18 protein-coding genes are annotated in these 20,394 nt (G+C 47.9%); 9 read left to right on the top strand and 9 right to left on the bottom strand.

The window, feature by feature from the left end; genetic code table 11:
* Window positions 1-55 precede the first annotated feature (55 nt).
* Together V1498_RS03650 and V1498_RS03645 are read right to left on the bottom strand one after the other, a co-directional pair.
* The gene (locus V1498_RS03650; protein WP_409296954.1) at window positions 56-1,894 is read right to left on the bottom strand and encodes an ABC transporter ATP-binding protein; all 1,839 of its coding nucleotides are present in this window, start codon (window positions 1,892-1,894) and stop codon (window positions 56-58) included.
* Window positions 1,888-3,618, bottom strand: a complete 1,731-nt coding sequence (locus tag V1498_RS03645) for an ABC transporter ATP-binding protein (RefSeq protein WP_409296953.1) — start codon at window positions 3,616-3,618, stop codon at window positions 1,888-1,890. The genes V1498_RS03650 and V1498_RS03645 overlap by 7 nt, the downstream gene beginning before the upstream one ends.
* A 203-nt stretch (window positions 3,619-3,821) precedes the next feature.
* Between V1498_RS03645 and hutG the strand changes: the two genes are divergently transcribed.
* Entirely contained in the window at window positions 3,822-4,790 is a 969-nt protein-coding gene (hutG, locus tag V1498_RS03640) for a formimidoylglutamase (protein ID WP_409296952.1), read from the top strand.
* A gap of 92 nt (window positions 4,791-4,882) precedes the next feature.
* Here the strand turns inward: hutG and V1498_RS03635 are convergent, their stop codons facing one another.
* The gene (locus V1498_RS03635; RefSeq protein WP_409296951.1) at window positions 4,883-5,338 is read right to left on the bottom strand and encodes a GNAT family N-acetyltransferase; all 456 of its coding nucleotides are present in this window, start codon (window positions 5,336-5,338) and stop codon (window positions 4,883-4,885) included.
* 195 nt (window positions 5,339-5,533) lie between these two features.
* Here V1498_RS03635 and V1498_RS03630 point away from each other — a divergent pair, with 195 nt between their 5' ends.
* Window positions 5,534-7,573, top strand: a complete 2,040-nt coding sequence (locus V1498_RS03630; protein ID WP_409296950.1) for a molybdopterin oxidoreductase family protein — start codon at window positions 5,534-5,536, stop codon at window positions 7,571-7,573.
* A gap of 33 nt (window positions 7,574-7,606) precedes the next feature.
* Here the strand turns inward: V1498_RS03630 and lepB are convergent, their stop codons facing one another.
* Window positions 7,607-8,152 (bottom strand): signal peptidase I, encoded by a 546-nt coding sequence (gene lepB, locus V1498_RS03625; RefSeq protein ID WP_409296949.1) that lies wholly within the window; start codon window positions 8,150-8,152, stop codon window positions 7,607-7,609.
* 646 nt (window positions 8,153-8,798) lie between these two features.
* Between lepB and qoxA the strand changes: the two genes are divergently transcribed.
* The 4 genes from qoxA to qoxD are packed head-to-tail and all read left to right on the top strand — an operon-like array spanning window position 8,799 to window position 12,635.
* Window positions 8,799-9,749: a cytochrome aa3 quinol oxidase subunit II gene (gene qoxA / locus V1498_RS03620; RefSeq protein WP_409296948.1), complete on the top strand. Its 951-nt coding sequence runs from the start codon at window positions 8,799-8,801 to the stop codon at window positions 9,747-9,749.
* 56 nt (window positions 9,750-9,805) lie between these two features.
* Complete coding sequence (gene qoxB, locus V1498_RS03615; protein WP_409296947.1) at window positions 9,806-11,752, top strand: cytochrome aa3 quinol oxidase subunit I; 1,947 nt, start codon at window positions 9,806-9,808, stop codon at window positions 11,750-11,752.
* Window positions 11,752-12,348 (top strand): cytochrome aa3 quinol oxidase subunit III, encoded by a 597-nt coding sequence (gene qoxC, locus V1498_RS03610; RefSeq protein ID WP_409291474.1) that lies wholly within the window; start codon window positions 11,752-11,754, stop codon window positions 12,346-12,348. The genes qoxB and qoxC overlap by 1 nt, the downstream gene beginning before the upstream one ends.
* Before the next feature lie 2 nt (window positions 12,349-12,350).
* Entirely contained in the window at window positions 12,351-12,635 is a 285-nt protein-coding gene (qoxD, locus tag V1498_RS03605; protein WP_409296946.1) for a cytochrome aa3 quinol oxidase subunit IV, read from the top strand.
* A gap of 45 nt (window positions 12,636-12,680) precedes the next feature.
* Here the strand turns inward: qoxD and V1498_RS03600 are convergent, their stop codons facing one another.
* Window positions 12,681-12,902 carry a hypothetical protein gene (locus tag V1498_RS03600; RefSeq protein ID WP_409291472.1) on the bottom strand — a complete coding sequence of 74 codons (222 nt, stop codon included), beginning with the start codon at window positions 12,900-12,902 and terminating at the stop codon, window positions 12,681-12,683.
* A gap of 245 nt (window positions 12,903-13,147) precedes the next feature.
* Between V1498_RS03600 and V1498_RS03595 the strand changes: the two genes are divergently transcribed.
* From V1498_RS03595 to V1498_RS03585, 3 genes are all read left to right on the top strand, one after another.
* Complete coding sequence (locus tag V1498_RS03595; protein ID WP_409296945.1) at window positions 13,148-14,188, top strand: M14 family zinc carboxypeptidase; 1,041 nt, start codon at window positions 13,148-13,150, stop codon at window positions 14,186-14,188.
* 248 nt (window positions 14,189-14,436) lie between these two features.
* The gene (locus tag V1498_RS03590; RefSeq protein WP_409296944.1) at window positions 14,437-14,652 is read left to right on the top strand and encodes a hypothetical protein; all 216 of its coding nucleotides are present in this window, start codon (window positions 14,437-14,439) and stop codon (window positions 14,650-14,652) included.
* A 103-nt stretch (window positions 14,653-14,755) separates the two neighbouring features.
* Window positions 14,756-15,502, top strand: a complete 747-nt coding sequence (locus V1498_RS03585; protein ID WP_409296943.1) for a hypothetical protein — start codon at window positions 14,756-14,758, stop codon at window positions 15,500-15,502.
* Between the two features lie 561 nt (window positions 15,503-16,063).
* Here the strand turns inward: V1498_RS03585 and V1498_RS03580 are convergent.
* From V1498_RS03580 to V1498_RS03565, 4 genes are all read right to left on the bottom strand, one after another.
* Window positions 16,064-17,170, bottom strand: coding sequence for a DUF4179 domain-containing protein (locus tag V1498_RS03580; protein ID WP_409296942.1), 1,107 nt, complete (start codon window positions 17,168-17,170; stop codon window positions 16,064-16,066).
* Window positions 17,163-17,681, bottom strand: coding sequence for a sigma-70 family RNA polymerase sigma factor (locus tag V1498_RS03575; protein WP_409296941.1), 519 nt, complete (start codon window positions 17,679-17,681; stop codon window positions 17,163-17,165). Before V1498_RS03575 ends, V1498_RS03580 begins: the two co-directional genes overlap by 8 nt.
* Window positions 17,682-17,811: 130 nt before the next feature.
* Entirely contained in the window at window positions 17,812-18,300 is a 489-nt protein-coding gene (locus V1498_RS03570; RefSeq protein ID WP_409296940.1) for a DinB family protein, read from the bottom strand.
* Window positions 18,301-18,336: 36 nt separating this feature from the next.
* On the bottom strand, window positions 18,337-20,331 hold the full coding sequence (locus V1498_RS03565; RefSeq protein WP_409296939.1) for a DUF4910 domain-containing protein: 1,995 nt from the start codon (window positions 20,329-20,331) through the stop codon (window positions 18,337-18,339).
* Between the last annotated feature and the right edge of the window lie 63 nt (window positions 20,332-20,394).

Here is a 20,394-nt window from a genome sequence, read left to right as displayed (position 1 = left end):
CACAGCAAAATATGCGCAGCCTATACTTGTAAAAAGAAGGGCCATTTTACCTAAATCAAGCATTCATCTTTTGCAGCTGGCCGCTGAAAAGGTTGTGGTAATAACCCTTTTGCTTCAGCAGTTCTTCATGTGAACCTTTTTCAATAATCCGGCCTTCGTTCAGCACGATGATTTGGTCTGCCTGCTGAATCGTGTTCAGTCTATGTGCGATCACAAAGCTTGTCCTGCCTTTCATCAGTCTTTGCAGCGCTTCCTGGATCTTAATTTCGGTTATAGTATCAATGCTGCTGGTGGCTTCATCCAGAATCAGAATCGACGGATCTGCGAGGATAGCCCTGGCGATGGACAGCAGCTGCTTCTGGCCCTGGCTGATCCCTCCTCCATCCTGCTTAAGGACAGCATCATACTGACCGGGGAGTTTTTGGATAAAGGAATGAGCGTTGGCGAGCCTTGCCGCATCCTCCACTTCTTCATCGGAGGCATCCAGCCTGCCATAGCGGATGTTATCCCGGACTGAACCCTGGAATAGATAGGAATCCTGGAGCACAAACCCCATATGACTCCGCAGATCTTCCCTTTTTATCCTGCGTATCTCCTTGCCGTCAATCAAGATGCTGCCTTCATTGGCCTCATAAAACCTGGAAAGGAGGTTGATGATGGTCGTTTTTCCAGCGCCTGTTGCGCCGGCCAGGGCGACCATCTCACCGGGCTCAGCCCTGAAGGAGATATGCTCGACCGTGGTGCCTTCACTGCTGTAGGAAAATGAGACGTCCTGGAACTCTACTTCACCTGTGACCTCTGTCAGCTGAAGGGTATTTGTTTCATCCGAAGCTTCTTCCTGCTCATCCATAATATCAAATACCCGCTCCGCCCCCGCAATCGCAGAAAGTACGGTGTTAAACTGGTTTGCAAGATCGTTGAGGGGCCGGGTGAATTGCCGGGAGTATTCAGCAAAAATTACGATGGTTCCTATCGTGATCTGTCCTTTATAGGCCAGATATCCGCCTATCCCTGCAATGACGGTGAAGCTTAGATTATTCAGGCCATTCATCAATTTAGGAATGAACCCCGAATAGCAGGATGCCCAAAATCCGGCTCTTTTCAGCCTTTCATTTTTAATCATCAGCTCATCCATGACCCGGCGTTCCTGCGAGAACGTTTTGACTATCCTTTGTCCCGAAATGATTTCTTCGATAAATCCATTCAGTTCGCCCAGATTTCGCTGCTGGGATTTGAACAGGCGCCCTGTCCTCTTTGTGATCCACCTCATCCCCACGGCCATTAATGGAATGATGATCAAAGTAAGTAAGGTCAAGAGCGGGCTGAGATACAGCATGACCGATATGGTGCCGGCAAGCGTGAGGATGCTTGAGATGATCTGGATGACTGAGCTGTTTAAAGTGGAGCTGACATTTTCGATATCATTGGTTACGCGGCTCATCAGCTCGCCATGCTGCCTTTTATCAAAAAAAGGGATAGGCAGCCTGTGCAGGTGGCCAAACAGCTGTCCCCTCATCGTAGAGACGGTTTCCTGTGCAATGCCGATCATCCAGTAATTCTGCAGGAACAATGACACAGAGTTCAGGATATAAATAACCACGAGTGCACCCAGCACGGCAGCAAGCCCGCTGCTTTCCTTCGTCACGATGAACCAGTCGACAGCACGGCCGGCAAGGAAGGGGCCGAGCAGACCGAATATGGAGCTTAGAACCACCATGGAGGTGACCAGGAACAGCTGTTTTTTATAACCGGCAAGATAGCCCCAGAGCCGCCTCAGCGTTTTTTGCTGATTCTTCGCCCTCGGCTTCTTTTTTTCCGGAAGCTGTTCCTTCACCATTTCTTGTTTGTCCAGGACATGCTTGTATTGAAAAGGCTTCTTCAGCTCATCTAGCATATTTCCTCCTGCCCTCCTTCAAACTGCGATTGGTAGATTTTCAAATAAAGGGGCGATTTTCCAAGAAGTGACTCATGACTTCCTGCGGCGAGCAGTGCGCCATCCTCAAGCAGCAGGATTGTATCAGCGTCCATGGCTGTACTAACTTTCTGGGTAATGATGAATGTGGTGCAGCGGTACTCCTCCAGCGCCTGAAGCAAGGCTGCCTCCGTTTTCAAATCAAGTGCGCTTGTACTGTCATCGAGCATCAGAATCTTTGGATTCCTTACAAGGGCACGGGCAATGGAGAGCCTCTGCTTTTGGCCGCCTGATAAATTGACACCTTTTTGGCCGATTACTGCATCATATTGTCGGGGCAGCTTCATGATGGTTTCATGAATCTGGGCAGCCTTCGCCGCCTTGATGATTTCATCATATGAGGCGTCTTCCTTCCCCCAGGCTATATTATCTTTTACCGTCCCTGTGAACAGCAGGGCTTCCTGCGGCACATAGCCGATTTGATTCCTTAATTCAGAAAGCTTGAAGGTGCGGATCGGTTTTCCATCAATGCGTATATCTCCCCCTGATGCATCATATAGACGGGGGATCAGCTGGAACAGGGTTGTCTTGCCTGATCCGGTGGCTCCGAGGATAGCAGCAGTCTCGCCCGCCTTAACCTTAAAGCTGAGGTCATGGAGCACATGTCCTGACGTTTGCGGATAAGCAAAGCTGACTGACTGGAACTCGACTTGGCCCTGTATGAGACCGCCGGCTGAATTTGTGCCGGTTCCGTCATTCATAGGGTCCTCCATATCAAGAACCTCTGTAATCCTGGCTGCTGATGCCCTTGCCCGGGAGAAAGCCGCAATGATAAATGATAATGGCGAAAAGGCGGAAGTGATTCTGGCTGTATAGTTAACAATGGCCACAACCTCCCCGACTTTTGCTCCATTCCCCTGGATCAGATCGCTTCCTGCCCAAAGGATGGCAATCACACAGATATTCATGAACAACAGCAAAAGGGGGTTTACAGTCTCCATAATCCTTAAGGCATGTACGGTCCGGCCTTTTAAATCTTGATTCGCCTCTCCAAAGCGGCCCTCTTCATGATTCCGTCTGAGAAACGCCTTGATCAGTCTGATGGCTGTAAGGTTTTCCCTCATCACACTATTAACCCGGTCAAGCCTGACCTGTACGGTTTTGAAGAGAGTTCCTCCCTTATTCATCACCCAGCCGAGGAATATCATAAGCAGCGGAATCACTGCAGCCAGCACGAGTGCCAATTTAGCATTCACCGTAAAAGCCATGATCGTGCTGCCAATGATCAAAAGAGGTGCACGGAGCATAATGCGCAGGGCCATGAACACTGTATTCTGTACCTGTGTCACATCATTTGTCATCCTGGTAATCAGGGAAGAAGCAGGAAATCTGCTGAAGCTTTCAAATGAGAAGGACTGAATCCTTTTAAAGACATCCCGCCTCACATCATACGCAAAGCTCTGGCTCACATGAGAGGCGTAAAAGGAATTAATGATCCCCCCAATGAAGGCAAATACCGAAACAACCAGCAGCACCCCGCCCCATTTTGCAATCACCCCCATCTCACCAGCTATAACGCCATCATCCACAATCTTAGAAATAATCAAAGGCTGCCAAAGCTCCACCGCCAGCTCCACCAGCATAAAAACGAGCGCCACTCCCGCCGGGAGACGGTACCTCCTCAAAAAACCAAACATCCGTCGCATAAAACAGCCTCCTAAAAAGGGGGGCAGTCCCCTATTTCCCGAGCCTTTCAGCCGCGCCATTGCTGCCTTCCTTATGGGGACAGTCCCCATTTCCCAAAACTCTCCCGGCACTGGTCCCTGTCACGCTGGAGAACGGCACGTTTTAGGCTTATAATTTGATTGAACATAAATTATCTAAAATTTCAATATAAAGGAAGGATACCATGTATGAGTTAAGCGAGCCACATATGTGGACTGGGAGAGTGGACAGCACAGAGGACCTTAAGGCGTTCCGCCTGCATCAGGCTGTGGAATTCATGGATGTTTTTCAAGCGGCCGGAATCGCGAAGCCTGGTGCGATAGGAATCATCGGTTTTAAAAGCGATGAGGGAGTCAGAAGGAATAAAGGGCGCACCGGCAGTTGTCTCGCGCCCGACGAACTTAGGAAAAGCCTGGCTGCCCTTCCCCTGCCTTCAGGAGCCAGGCTGATTGATTTCGGAAGCATTGTCTGTGAAGGCGGTGCGCTTGAAGAAGCACAGGCAGAACTGGGGCGCGCTGTTTCCAGGCTGTTTGCGGAAGGCATCTTTCCCATTATCCTCGGAGGCGGCCATGAGGTGGCGTTCGGGCATTATCTGGGGTATGAAGACAGCCTGGACAAGATGCCGTCTGTCGGGATCGTCAATATCGATGCACATTTTGACATGCGTCCCTATGAACAGGAGACTTCGTCAGGCACCATGTTCCGCCAGATTCTGGACCGAAACAGTGAAGCCGGGTATTTTTGTGCCGGCATCCAGCCTGCGGGCAATACAGAGTATTTGTTTGAAACAGCCCGTATATATGGCACATCCTATATTTTAGAAGAAGATATCACCGAACATAATCTCAGAGGATGCCTGGAAAAGCTTGAAGAATTCATGGAAGACAAAGCTGACTGCATGCTGACGCTCTGCTGTGATGTCCTGGAGGCTGGACATGCCCCTGGCGTGAGTGCTCCCTCGCCATTCGGGCTCCATCCTAAATTGGTCCGGTTCCTGATCAGACGGCTGGCTGCCCATCCCAGAGTAAGAAGCTTTGACATCGCCGAGGTGAATCCACGCCTGGATGAAGACGGGCGGACCGTCAAACTGGCTGCCCTCCTGATACATGAAGTAATTGCGGCAAGAAGCAGGCTTGCTGACAGCACGGTATGACAGAAGAACTGCGGAAAAATTGAATCTTTTCGCGGTTCTTCTTATTTTTGCAGCGAATGGGCACATAGACGGCCAGTGCTTTCAAACGTCCTTCATACCTGAAGTCTCATGACCTTCTCCGCTCCATACAGCTCTCCGGTGAATTCAAATCCGGCCTTTTGATAAAATGCTGCTGCAGGGTTATCGCGGTGGACGGTCAGGCGTATTTCTCTGCAACGGGAGAACCGTGTACAGATATACTCGATCATCCGGAGCAGTGCAGCCATTCCGTATCCGTGCCCCTGATGAGCGGCAGCAATGAAAAAGCCATTGATCCAATGCACGGCTTCTGTTCCTTCTTCGTAAGCATGCATGATAAACCCTGCCATTCTATCATGATGGTAAATGCAGAATGGAAGATAGACAACCTGGTCCCCGTCAGGCTTGATATGGACCTTTGCCAGTGAAACGGCGGCAGACGGAACAAAACCACGCTGCTTTTCATGGACGGTGAGTGAAATGGCCTCAAGCCAATTATCCCTGGAGGCTGGCACCAATCTTACAGTCATCACACTGCTCCTTTCAGGTTGTAAGTTCAGTTAAATTATACCATTTTAAGTGAATTGCATCTTGCTGGAACATGCCCTGTCCCTTATGATGGGGACAGTCCCCCTGACTACCAATTTGGGCCAGGTGTGCACACCCGGCTTTCTAGGGAAATAATCGGGAAATGGGGTCAGTCCCCAACAAACAAGGAGGCAGCGATGATGAATTATGTCGATCAGGAGGATGGTGTGTTTTCATCAGTGTGTCCACTGGATTGTCCGGATCAGTGCGGACTGCTGCTGCACAAGTCCGGCGGCCGCATTGTGAAAGTCGAGGGTGATCCGGATCACCCGGTGACGGAGGGGCATATCTGCAATAAGGTCCGGAATATGCCGAACCGCTTATATGATGAGAAGCGGCTGAAGCACCCGCTTAGGCGGACTGGTCCAAAGGGTTCCGGGCAGTTCGAGAGAATTTCCTGGGAGGAGGCCATACAAACCATCACAGGCAGATGGAAGGAATTAGTGGGGGATCATGGTTCTGAAAGCATCCTTCCTTACAGCTTTTATGGAAATATGGGGAACCTGAGCGCAGAAGGGATGGACCGGCGTTTTTTCAACAGACTGGGAGCAAGCAGCTTAGAGCGGTCCATCTGCAACTCGGCAGGGGCAGCCGGCTATACATATACAATGGGCGGAAGCATCGGTACCGACCCGGAGGAAACCGTCCATGCCAAACTTTTTATTTTCTGGGGAGTAAATGCGGTAAGCACAAACATGCATCAAGTCACCCTTGCCCAGAAAGCCCGCAAAAACGGGGCCAAAATTGTAGTGATCGATGTACACAGGAACAGGACAGCCAAGTGGGCGGACTGGTTTATGCCCATCCTGCCCGGCACGGACGCCGCCCTTGCCCTCGGCATCATGCACCTCTTATTCAAAGAAGGGCTTTGTGACAAAGAATTCCTTGAACAATACACGGTGGGCTGGAAGGAATTAGAGGGCCACGTCAAGCAGTATGACCCTGAATCTGTGTCCACCATTACAGGAGTACCCGCTGCGGATATCTATAAGCTTGCACACATGTACGGCGGCACCTCGCCTTCATTTATCCGGATCGGCAACGGCCCGCAGCACCATGATAACGGCGGCATGTGCATCCGTACCATCTCCTGCCTGCCCGCTCTGACTGGGCAGTGGCTGAAGAAGGGCGGCGGTGCGATCAAAGGCAACTCTGCTTTCCTTGCGCACAACAGCCGCACTCTCCAGAGACCGGATTTAATGATGAAGAAGACCCGCACTATCAATATGAACGCAATTGGAAAGGCCCTCCTTGAGGCAGGAGAGCCCCGGATTCATTCTCTTTTTGTTTACAGCTCAAACCCCGCCGTTGTGGCGCCGGAAGGCAATAAGGTAAGAGAAGGGCTTTTGCGCGAGGATCTTTTCACAGTAGTGCACGATCTGTTCTTAACTGAAACTGCCATGTATGCCGATATCATACTGCCCGCTGCTTCCTCATTTGAAAACACGGATTTTTACACATCATACTGGCATCATTATATACAGCTGCAAAAGCCGGTTGTGCGTCCGTATTACGAATCGATATCCAACACTGAGGTCTTCCGTCTGCTCTCCAGGGGAATGGGATTTAAAGATGACTGTCTCCAGGAAACGGATGAAGAATTGATCCGGCAGGCCCTTGATTATCCGGGTAACCCTCATTTACAGCACATCAGCTATGAGGCGCTTTCCAAACAGCCATATATAAAAGCTGACCGCAGGGAAATCTTCCCGGAAACCCTGCCGACACCGAGCGGCAAAATTGAATTTTACTCAAGGAAAATGGAACAGGACGGCTATCCGGCCCTGCCGACTTATATGCCTCTACCTGAGGAGTCCTTCCCCCTCTTGTTCGTACCGGCACCCAACCATAACTTTCTCAATTCAACCTTCTCTAACAATGAAAGGCATATCGGTTTTGAGAAAGAGCCTCTCCTCTATATGCATAGATATGATGCGGTTCAAAGGGGCATTGAAGACGGCGGCAGAGTCATCTTATGGAACGGGCGCGGTGAATGCACACTGACTGTGTCGGTTGGCCAAGACGTTCTTCCCGGCGCTGTTGTATCCCTCGGATTATGGTCAGATATGCCTGGCACCAATCATCTCGTCAACTCTCTTACACCTGACCGAATAGCAGATATGGGCGGAGGGGCTGTATTCTTTTCCGGCAGGGTCGATGTTAAAAAAGCAGAATAAATTGAAAGGAGATGCCCTCCGAGGCATCTCCTTTCAATTTGGAATGCCGGCATCCCCGAGCGGCGAGAACCGGAATTTCACTTCTCCTATTACTGAATCCATGCTGATAAAACCGTACCTGCGGCTGTCACTGCTCCTTAAGCGGTTATCCCCCATCACAAACAAATACCCTTCCGGAACCGTTGTTTTTCCGGTTGCCTCTTTCAGGGTAAAGTCCCCCGTAAGCTTAATGCCAGGCGGCAGTTCCGATTTGTTTTCCTTAAGATATGGTTCCTTATATTTCTTTCCATTTATATAGAGGACATCATCCACAACAGAGATTCTGTCCCCTGGCAGACCGATCACCCTTTTTATATAGTTATCCTCGGCATCAGGTGCATGGAAGACAATGTTGTCAAAGTGATCGATCCGGCTGAACTTGGTGACAATGATCCTGTTTTTGTCTTCGAAAGCAGGAGACATAGATTCACCATAAACGGTAATGGGAGAAAAAAGAAACTGCCTGCAGATGAATGCAATAGCGGCGGATGCCAGGATGGCCTTCATCCACGCCAGGATTTCCCGGGTGTGCTTTTTCATTACATTTCAACTCCTATGGGCCGCCTTGCTGCCCATGGTTTTCTATATGATTTATTATATTATAGGTTCAGAAAAAATAGTGGCACATTAAAAGAGAAATACCGGTCAGATTCTTTCAAATTAGCGTTTTAGTACACGAGAGGTTAGGGTATGGGATAAAGTCGTGCATGGAGAGCAGGACAAGGATTTCCACCCAGAATTCAATTTGTTATTTCAGGATAATATTATTGTAAATATTGATTCTTTTCCCAATGACAGCGCCGCCGTTCACACATTTGTCACAGCCTTCACAGTTTTGTCACAGGATATCCTTTTAATCCCATGAAAGCCAAGAACCTTCACGAATTTGTCACTATTTATGAGTTGTTATTCCGCTAGAAAATTACTAATATATGTATAGGGAGTATGTGAATGTATTAACACTATTCCGCTATTGCAATTAAGTTAAACTTGTTTTTTTCTCAAAAATTACAGGATCCTAATTGCACTTTCCTGGAACCTGCTATATACACGTTTTATAGCTGAACGAGAGCCGGCTTGGTTTCTTGAAATGCAGTATGCCCAGGAAAAAACAAAGTATGTGAAATCATTAACAAACTTTCACTGCAAAGACTTTACCATTTTAAAAGAAAGAAAGGGGTACAACATGAAAATAAAATGGGCTGTATTAGCTCTCGCCTTCGCTGCGATCTCCATGCTGGCAGGCTGTGAGCAGATGATTGTTCTCGATCCTAAAGGACCGATGGCTAAAATCCAGGCAGACGATATCATCATTTCAACCTGGATCATGCTGTTTATTGTATTGGTTGTATTTGGAATTCTTGTATATATGCTCATTAAGTTTCGTGCATCTAAGCAAAGCAAAGATTACGAGCCGCCGCATATCAAAAGCAGCGTCCTGGTGGAAGCAATCTGTATCGGAATTCCAATTGTAATCGTCACAGTGCTTTCCATTATGTCTGTAAAATCCAACTATGAAGTCGAAGCGAAACCAAAAGGCTATGAAAACGAAAAGCCATTGGTTGTTTATGCAGCATCTTCCGATTGGAAATGGCATTTCAGCTATCCTGAAGAAAATATCGAAACGGTGAACTATTTAAATATACCAACAGACCGGCCTCTTGAATTCAAGCTTTATTCATACGGGCCTATCACAAGCTTCTGGATCCCGCAGCTTGGCGGCCAGAAATACGCAATGAGCGACATGGTCAACACCCTTCACCTGGCAGCTGATGTTCCCGGTGAATTCATGGGAAGGAATGCTAACTTCAGCGGGAAAGGATTCGCTGAAAACACATTTGACGTCCAGGCTATGAAACCTGCTGAGTATCAGGAGTGGGTGGATGAAGTAAAAGCGACAGCCAAGCCGCTGACAGAAGAAAAGTTTGATGAATTGCTTGAACCGGGCCATCTGGGCAGATCCACTTACACCGGAACCCACCTGGAATTCAGCCCGCCGCCTACACCGGCAAATGGCGGACATGATCACGGCGGCCATGGGAATTCAGATGAAACTTCCGAGGATGGCAAAAAAGGTGAACATGAAGAAGAAAAATCAAAAGAACCTAAAGGCCATTCCGACCACAATCATGAATAGGGGAATTCCCCCATTACACGGAATACATTTTATATATCCTGAAAGGAGCCACACACATGGATTTCTTTGATCGATTTGCGATACCTCATCCAAGCCCTGTGATTTATGCATCTATGGTTGCCATCGGCCTTACAGTTATCGCAATCATCGCAGGTGTGACCTATTTTAAGAAATGGGGCTACCTGTGGCGTGAATGGCTGACCACAGTCGACCATAAACGCATTGGTATCATGTATCTTATATCAGCACTTCTCATGTTGTTCCGCGGCGGCGTCGATGCCATCATGCTGCGCGCCCAGCTGGCAACACCTGAAGCAAAGCTTCTCGATGCCCAGCATTATAATGAAATATTCTCGACACATGGTGTTGTCATGATTCTTTTCATGGCCATGCCGTTTATCATGGCTCTTATGAACTTTGTTGTACCGCTTCAAATCGGCGCAAGGGATGTTGCATTCCCCCGCCTGAACGCACTCAGCTTCTGGCTGTTCTTCATGGGTGCGATGCTGTTTAACATCTCTTTCGTAATCGGTGGTTCTCCCGATGCGGGCTGGACATCCTACTTCCCTCTTGCAGGCAAAGAGTTCAGTGAATCAGTGGGAACGAACTATTATATGATTGCCATCCAGATTGCCGGTATCGGTACACTGATGACAGGGATTAACTTCATGACCACCATCCTCAAAATGAGGGCGCCTGGCATGACTTTGATGAAGATGCCAATGTTCACATGGTCTTCACTTGTAGCTAACCTGATTATCGTATTTGCCTTCCCTGTACTGACAGTGGCACTGGCAATGGGTACGATGGACCGCCTGTTTGGCACCAACTTCTTCACCACCACGAACGGCGGGATGGACATGCTCTGGGCCAACCTGTTCTGGGTATGGGGACATCCGGAAGTATATATCCTGATCCTCCCTGCCTTTGGTATCTATAGTGAAATCATTTCGACCTTTGCACGTCGTAATCTATACGGCTATAAGTCCATGGTCTACTCCATGGTCGTCATTTCTGCTTACTCCTTCCTGGTCTGGGCTCACCATTTCTTCACGATGGGACAGGGCGCTTTGACAAACAGCATCTTCTCCATCACCACGATGGCGATTGCTGTACCAACAGGGGTTAAGATCTTTAACTGGCTTTTCACTCTTTATAAAGGAAAAATTGAGTTCACAAGCCCTATGCTTTATGCCATGCTGTTTATCCCGCTGTTCACAATCGGCGGTGTGACAGGTGTCATGCTTGCCATGTCAGCAGCAGATTATCAGTATCACAATACTATGTTCCTGGTTGCCCACTTCCATATGGTAATCATTCCCGGCGTAGTATTCGCCATGCTGGCCGGCCTGACTTACTACTGGCCTAAAATGTTCGGCTTTATGCTTAATGAACGAATCGGAAAATGGGCCGCCTGGTTCATCACGATCGGCACACTCGTTGCCTTTATGCCAATGTTCTTTACCGGTCTTGACGGTCAGGCTCGCCGCATGTACACCTACTCTGAGGCTTCTGGATTTGGACCGTTGAATTTCATTTCATTCGTCGGTGCCCTTGGACTTGCAGCAGGTTTCGTGCTGATTGTTTACAACATCTATTACAGCACTCGCTTTGCTTCCAGGGATATCAGTTCAGATCCATGGGATGCTCGTACTATCGAGTGGGCAACACACACACCGGTGCCTGAATATAACTTTGCACGCCTGCCGCAGGTGGATTCCAGCGAATCACTCTGGGATGCTAAAAAGCGCGGCCATGTTCTTTTCAAAGGAAAATATGAAAAGATCCATATGCCAAATAACAGCGGAATGCCATTCATCATGGGCTGTATCTTCTTCGCCTGGGGCTTCTCATTCGTATTCGGCATCTGGGTTCCTTTGATTCTTACTACAATCGGAATCTTTGTCTGCATGGCCCTTCGTTCATTCGAAAAAGACCACGGACACTACATCCCAGTTGATGAGATCGAAGAGACTGAAACAAAATTGCGAGGTGCTAACTGATGAAAATAGATAACTCGCTTCCACTTGAATACAGTACAGATGAAAATCGTTTAAAGATCCTTGGTTTCTGGATTTTCCTTGGAGCAGAAATCATGCTTTTCGGAACCCTGTTCGCCTCCTACTTCACACTGGCGGACCGTACAGGCGATGGACCGACTGGAGCGCATTTATTTGAAATTGCCCCTGTCTTGATTGAAACATTCCTTCTCCTTGCAAGCAGCTTCACCATAGGCCTTGGCGTTCATGCCATGCGCCTTGGCAAGGTCAAAGCGATGATTTCATTCTTTGTTGTCACCCTGCTTTTGGGACTTGGATTCTTAAGTGTTGAGATCTATGACTTTGTCATGTATGTCCATGAAGGAGCCACCATCCAGACAAGCGCCTTCACGTCGATCCTGTTCACAACACTCGGCACACACGGAGCTCACGTTACACTCGGCTTCTTCTGGGGCTTGTTCATTGTCCTGCAGATTAAAAAACGCGGACTGACCCCCGAAACAGCCAATAAATCATTCATCTTCTCACTTTACTGGCATTTCCTTGATGTAGTGTGGATCTTTATCTTCAGCTTCATCTACCTGAAAGGAATGATGTAATCATGAAAGAGCTATTTCCCGTCAAGCAGGTCATGGGCTTCATCTTCTCTCTTGTCCTGACCGCCGTTGCCCTGCTGGTGTACTACCTGGATATGTCCTTTACTGCCGGGATGACAGTGCTTCTATTGACAGCCTTCATCCAGGCTGGACTCCAGCTGGTCGTATTCATGCATGCTGGTGAATCGAAAGATAAGGGTGCTATCTATACAAACATCTATTACGGAGTGTTAATGGCCTTGATTACTATTTTCGGTACATTGCTCTGTATGATCTGGGGTTATATTTAAGCCAAAGAAAAAAGGAGTGCCGGCTGGCACTCCTTTTCTCTATGTTCAGATTCTTTTTCTTCTATATGATTTTTCAAGAACTTCTTCCGTGGCTACCAAAAAGATTCCCATTAAGAAAATAAATATTGCGCCCATTACCGTACCGATGCCAATAGGAGTCCAAACGCTGCTACCGCTTGCAGTGAAACCGATTACAAAGAAGATAATTCCAATAGACAAGATTGCTCCGCCGACAAATTTTACTGCATTAAGTACCTTTGCATCCATTACCAACATCCTCCTTTTATATCTATATTATTCCACATGGTTCACAATATTGTCAAATTTAATTTGAATTATTGACACATTTATTTATTGACAGAATCCGTTTGGATTATCCTTTTTTAGATAAATAGATGCATATTTACCCAAAGCTTTTTAAAAAGACAGGAATTTATCTCTATTAACAGAAAACGGAAGTTATCTTATTATGGTAGTGAGTTATCAAATAATTCTAAAAATGGGGGATTTTGATGAAAAAGAAAATAATCTCTTTATCATTGACGGGAATGATGGCGTTCGGTGCGGTAAATGTATTGGCGGATCCTGTTGGAGCTGTTGGCAATGGGCCGGGCTACGGAGGCAACGAAACAGTCAATACGTCCATTCTTCATACTTACACAGAATTAGTGGACGAACTCAAAACACAAGATGCCAAGCAGAATGCGATGACACTCGAGGTCATTGGTAAAACCCTGAAGGGCAGGGATATCCATCTTGCAAAATACATAACCAATCCAGATAATCCGACCATCCTGTTCCTGACTCAGCAGCATGGCAATGAACAGCTCACAACTGAAGGAGCCCTAGAGTTCATTAAACATCTTGGCACCGGAAAATTGAAGGGTGTTCTTGACTCCGTGAATGTTCTGGTTCTCCCTATGCTGAATGCTGACGGAGCGATGGGCGATGTCGACTTTTCGCTTGAAGATTATGTGGCAGACGGCGGCCGCCACCTGACCCGTTATAATGCCTCGGGAACAGACCTGAACCGGGACCATGTGGCGAAAGTCCAGCCAGAGACAAAAGCACTCCATAACAATGTCTTTAAAAAATATAATATTGACTATATGATCGACCTTCATCATCAGGGTACTCAATCTGAAGTAAACGGTAAATATGTTTCAGGCTCCATTCTTTACCCTACAAACCCGAACACTGCTGCTGATGTCCTGGAGCGCTCCAAGAAGCTCGGGGCTGTCGTATACGGCGCTGTCGATCGGACAGGCTGGGGACATCTCGGCAAATACGTGGGCGGTTCTGAAGAAAGAATCGGAAGAAATGGGGCAGCCGTCCAATACGGCATCTCCACCCTCCTCTTTGAAATGCGGGGCATGTCCGACCACGAGTACGAAGACTATGTACTCGGCCAAAAAAGCAACGGCTACCTCATCAAACAGACCGTCACCACACTTGAAGCCGCTGTCCGCGCCATCGCCGATGGGTCCATAGAAACAGCAGATACAAGCTTCTGGGACACACTTCCTGAACAAAAGACCCGGGATACAGAATGATAGAAAGACTAACACACACAAAGAAGGAAGAGGTGAATCCTCTTCCTTCTTTGTGTGTGTTAATCTGATGAACCACTATCGGTACTCTCCTTGGCTTCAGGCTCCTTAACCACTTCTGTATCAGCTGCTTTTTCAGGCTGTGAACCCTGGACATTCTCCCCATCCTTTGGGGCTGCCTGTTCTTCTTACGGAGCACTGGCATCCAGGCGTCCACCCGCTATCACCTGGCCGATGCAGCATTCGGCTTCATGCCTACTTCCGGCCTGAATCTTGTTTACCCTGACCAAACCCTTGCCTTCCCTAGCCAGCGGGGCATCCCTCTGTTTAATGACAGCAAGGACTTCAACAATATGTACATGCCGGATGCGGGCAGAAATATTGAAAATTACGGGTTGAAAGTCCTTGTGACAGACATGGCAAAAGATAAATCAGTAGGCTTGATAGAAATCTCCAGACAAAAATAGAATGCTATATTCTTAGTTTCCTTTGAAGCCCGCAAACATTGCGGGCTTTTTTCTGCCCCTGGATGGGAATAATAAAGTAAAGGCCAGAGGGGATGAGATATAGATGCAGAGCGAAGCGTTCACACACTTTTATCAGGCCATCCAAACTTTAGAGGCGGGCAACCTGGATAAACAAGATTTATTGACACCGCGGTTCCTCATCGAGAAAGAAGCGGAACTTGCCCTGTACTATGCTCCCCACAATGAATGGGTCAACAGAGAGGCAAGAGTGGTCATTGCCGGCATCACGCCGGGATGGTACCAGATGAAAACAGCTTTCGAAGCAGCAAGGGCCGGTATGGAGCTTGAGATGGAATTAAACGAGTTGCTTCAGCATACCAAAAGGAGTGCCAGGTTCGCGGGAACCATGAGGAAAAACCTGATTGAGATGCTGGATGGCTGCGGATTGCCTGAACACATCGGCCTTTCGGGTGCAGGCGAGCTGTTTGGCACAAGAGATGATCTGCTCCATACAACCTCCATCATAAAATATCCAGTGTTCAAGAACGGCCAGAACTACACCGGCCACTCTCCGGCTGTCTACCAGTCTGCTTTATTGAAGAAATATGCCTATGAGGCATTTCCAAAAGAACTGAATTCACTGCAATCAAAAGTGCTGCTGTTGATTCCCCTGGGAAAAGCGGTAGGCGAAGTCATCCGGCATTTGCAGGAAAATCATATAATTCCATCTGTTCCATGCCTATTCGGTTTTCCGCACCCATCGGGAGCTAACGGCCATCGAAAAAAGCAATTTGAGGAACAAAAAGAAAGCTTTATGAAAATCATTGAGCACGCCTTTAGGACAAAGTAAAAGGACTGGCTATGCGGCCAGTCCTTTTAAGATAAATTTTCAAATATTGGTGTGCTTCTTTCAGTAAGTTTTTTTCCCGCTGGTGAAAATATGTTTTCCTGTGACTCATGAAGGACTTTTCAACGGCCGGACGGCTTCCAAATGTCCTTCATACCACCGATGAAGGACTTTTCAACGGCCAATCGGCTTCCAAATGTCCTTCATACCACCGATGAAGGACTTTTCAACGGCCAATCGGCTTCCAAATGTCCTTCATACCACCGATGAAGGACTTTTCACCGGCCGGGCGGCTTCCAAATGTCCTTCATGCCACCGATGAAGGACTTTTCAACGGCCAATCGGCTTCCAAATGTCCTTCATACCACCGATGAAGGAATTTTCACGGGCCAATCGGCTTCCAAATGTCCTTCATACCACCGATGAAGGACTTTTCAACGGCCAATCGGCTTCCAAATGTCCTTCATGCCACCGATGAAGGACTTTTCAACGGCCGGACGGCTTCCAAATGTCCTTCCTACTTTTGATGAAGGCTCCCAGCCTGCCTCCAGATTTCCCTGTTGATCAGCGCTCCTCTGCCAAAGGAATTCTTAATTTATTCCCGACTTCCAGGGTACAGTCCCTGCGGTTTTTGACGGGTTCAAAGCTCATGATGTATTCATCATCCATTCCCTCTATTTCCCCTTTGCTGAATATAGGGACAGCCTTCACTCCGTCAGACATCAGGAAAACGCCTGATTTTTTTCCATTATAGGTGTAGCCGTGCTCTTTATCAAATTTCCTTGCATTCAGCAGCTGGCGCTCCAATTTGCTCATAACATCGTATTTCACACCATTTTCTACGACTTTTTTTGTATCAGATCCGGAGACGATCACCCTGGTCTCCAAGGCGGAAAACTCCACCTGCTTGATGAGATAAGTTTCTCCTTCAAAGGTAAAGCTTTTGTTCAATACTGCATTCTCCCTGTCTGAAACCCCCGGCTTACCCAGCTTAAAGCTGAGGGGCCATTTGGTTTCGACCATTCCGGACTCTCTTCCTCCATAAATCGTCAGGTTTTCAATTTCAAGTTTGACAGTCCGGCCTTCCAATTCTTTAATAGAATTGAACGACAGAGCTTCTGCCACTTTATTTTGTTTGCGGCTATAATATCTGCTTCCCCATCCTACATGGTTAAGCCTGGTTTTCGTCCCTCCATTCACTAAAGAGATGGAACTCTGCCCTTCAAATATATCAATATAATAATTCTTTAAATTGGTCTTTTTACTTTGATAAGTGAACAAAAGTTTGGTCTCTTTATCATCTGTCATGATGCTTTCAAAGTGGACGGTTATATCATTTTTTTTGTCATAATAAATCTGATCAATGATCTGTCCATGGCCTTTGCTCACCGCCGTTTTCAGGCCCCCATCATCGATATGGCCGCTGGAAAAAATCTTGTCGACGGCCTCTTGTATGGCTGCAAGAACAGGGGTAAATGTCATGGCCGACAAGGCAAGCAGGCATGCCGCCGCTGCAATGGCCAGCCTTTTGTACAAAGTCTTTTTTCTGTTAAAGACTCCGCCCGGCATTGCTTTTTGCTCCATTATTGCTTTTTGGACACCCAGCTTCGCTCTTTCATGCAATCCGCCTGGAATCTTGATGCGGTTTAATTCCTGCTTTATATTATTCATAGAGATCCGCCTCCTTGAATTGTTTCCTGAGCTTGCCCAACGCCCGGTATAGGACCGATTTTGCGGTTCCGAGCGGAACACCGGCCAGGCTGGCGATTTCTTTGAATGAGTAGCCTTCATAAAACCTCAGGTAAACCATACTTTTCTCGTCTTCATTTAACCGTTCCAATAATTCCTGGAGTGTGATGGAAAGAGAAACATCCTCCTCTTCAAGCCCGATGAACTCTTCATATTCGGGTTTTAGCTGCACCACTTTCTTATTCTTATTGACTAAATCGATGGAACAGGTAATGGCAATCCTGATCAGCCATGTCTTGAAATATTCAGGATTCTTCAATGTTCCTATTTTATTGAATGAACGATAAGCCACCTCCTGCAGGACATCCAGCGCATCCTCTTCATTTTTGACATAGACATATGCCATCCGGTATATGTCCTCTTCATACTGCTGAAAAAGCTTCAAAAAGGCTTTGCTGTCTCCTCTTTGGGCTTTTCTCACTAGTTTGTTCATTGAACTCACCCTCTTTTTTCACTCATTCAACTATTAGACAGGGCAGGAACTGATTTGGCTTAAATTTATATGTAATATATTTCAAGAAAAAAACTGCCGGCACCTGCCCGCAGCCTTTCACATCTTATGTTCAGTTGATCAGTCTGACTTTCAATTCTTCAATCTGTTCAAGATGGCGCTTTTCATGGTAGCCGATAAATGGTATCCATTGCTTCAAACTCAATTCGCCGAATACTGGATGAGGGAGCGACCTGTTCCTTAGTGATGCCTCATCTGCCCCATTCACTACTTCCATTAGTTCCTGGCGGGATGTTCCTAGTTTTTCAATCAATTCATGAAGAGTCTTGAGCTCCGAAGAAGGTGTCAGATGCTCGGGGGCATCCACTTTGCGGCTGCGGTTCACGGCCAGCTGGATGGGTTTCTCCTCCGGTTCCGTGCCTCCCTCTTTTGCAAGGGCGCCGGCAATCCCCTTCGTGATCGTCTTCTCCATTAAATATAGATGCTCGAGAACTTGTGCGATCGTCCATCTTCCCTCTTCAAGCACCTGATTAAGCTGTTCATCCGTGAGGGTATCCACACTGCTTATCAGCTCTTCCCGGAATTGCTTGTTGCTTTCCACTCTATCCCCTCCAGTATGCTCTTTGTCTGCATTATATCATGAATGCATCTTAGCCTTGCTGCTTTCAGCCACCCCCGCCTTCTCTAGGATTCCGAGTCCAAGGCAAAGCTCCAGCAGTTTCTTGGCATACACGGGGTGATGCTGGCCAGTTTCAAGCTGAACCATCTCCACGATTTCACCCGCAGTCCGCCTTCCGTCCATCCAATTGAAGATAAAGTCGGAATATCCCATCGGCACAGTACTTTCATACTCCCTGTACCACTTCAGCTTCTCTTCCAGCGAAAAAGCACTCAGCTCATCAAAAAGACGAAGAGGTCCGCGGATACAGCGGGAATAAACAGCCCCCTGCCAGGCCGGCCGCGGCTCTTCCGGCACCCGCTCTTCCCTGCCGTAGAGCATCAGCTCCCTGCCAGCCATCCCGGCACACAGCTCCGCCTGTTTCTTCTGAATGTCCATCGCCCAATCAGCGAGCTCTAAAGCCTTGGCAAATCCTCGCAGGGCTGCATAGCGTCCCAGCTCTTCTAATGCCTGTTTTTCGTAAGAGCAAAAATGGCCGACCGCTTTTTTGGCCTCAGCCGCTGAAAAGGACTGCTTCATAATCCATTCTCTTGCAGAAGAAAGCTCTGCTGAGATTGTGCCGGTGTGATGGAACAGGTAGGAAATCCAATCCTCTTCACTTCCATTCGCCAGTCCATAGCTGTACAGGGCGGCGGCCAGGCCGGTCAGCTCCATCATCGCCCCATCCAGGTTGGCTGGTGTGTCCGATGTGGTATGGTAATGCCGGTCCGGCCATTGAATCAGCATGGGACAGGGAATGCCTATGGACGAATCTGACAGAATATAATGGTCGCTGCCTCCCGAATGGCGGGTCCGCAAATGATGAATGGTACTATACTGAGATGTGCCTGTGAAGTTGGCGGCATTTGTAGAGAGTTTCTCAATGATATGGTATATATAACGGTCTGTGAAGGTTGGCACAGCCATAGGGGGCTGTTCCACACACAGCGGCCCGCCGCCTTTCGTCTGGTCTGCGCCGACCATATCAAGGTTAAGTGCGGCGATGGTATGGGGAATCCGCTCAGGGTGCTGATCCAAATATGCACAGGTTCCGTACATTTCCGGCATCATTAGAAACCGGATGCCAAACTCCGGTTCAGGGAGGATTCCTGTTTTGATAAGCTTTGTCAGAGTCCTCATGACCTCCATCAGGGTTCCGGGTCCTGACGAATTATCCTGACCTCCCGGATAAGGGTGGCAAAGATGGCTCACCAGCAGGATTTCTTTCTCCTTCTTTCCAGGGATGAAATATTCAATATTTTCATAGCTTCCATCATAAAGCCTGGCATCCACCCTGGCTGTAAGGGTCACCTTTTGTTTCGAGGCAAGTGCCTTCAGCCTGTCTGCAATCCTTGGGGATACAACAAAGCCAAAGGTTTTAGGCTGCTCCTCGCTATCCCACCAGAAGGAGGTATACTGCCGTGTATCAGGCATATCCATCCTGGTCCGGAGAGGAGGGTAATCGTTGAGATTTTCAAATATCAATCCTGCTGCCCCGTATTTTTCCACGGCCAAAGCATGGACAAGCGCAGGCGCCCCCTGCACAAGCACAAGCTTCCCCTTGATATCCACACCCTCGTATCCCGCCTCTTCATTTCCATTTTCAACTACAGCCAGTTCAGCCCGGATTCCTTCCGGCGGCGTTGAGATACTCCGCTGAACCAGGGATATTTCCTCTTCCTCAAACCTGGCAATCCTTTCGCGCACCGGTGTTTCAACCCATAATTCAGCAGAGCTGCAATGCCATTCTTTAAAGGTGCGGTGAGACAATAGCCGGCCGCCAAATTCTGCAGGATACGATATTATCTCTGCCTCGACTCCATCCCTTTTTAAAAGCTGAATCACCTCGCCGGCAGCAGCCCGGTACCCAGGTGAAGCCTGGATGCGGTGGTATTGGGAAATCCGTTCTGCATAGCGGTATGCCTGCCTCTTTGAAAATTCTTCTTTTATCGCCGTTCTCCATTTATCGAACATCAGACTCGCCTCCTTATGATTTATTTCGCTAAAATTTCAGGTTTTCCTCCATAATTTTCAGCA

Source organism: Paraperibacillus marinus, from assembly GCF_046237605.1.
Lineage (GTDB): Bacteria > Bacillota > Bacilli > Bacillales > DSM-1321 > Paraperibacillus > Paraperibacillus marinus.
Note: the sequence above shows the minus strand (reverse complement) of the source record. Positions and strands in the feature narration are given on the sequence as shown.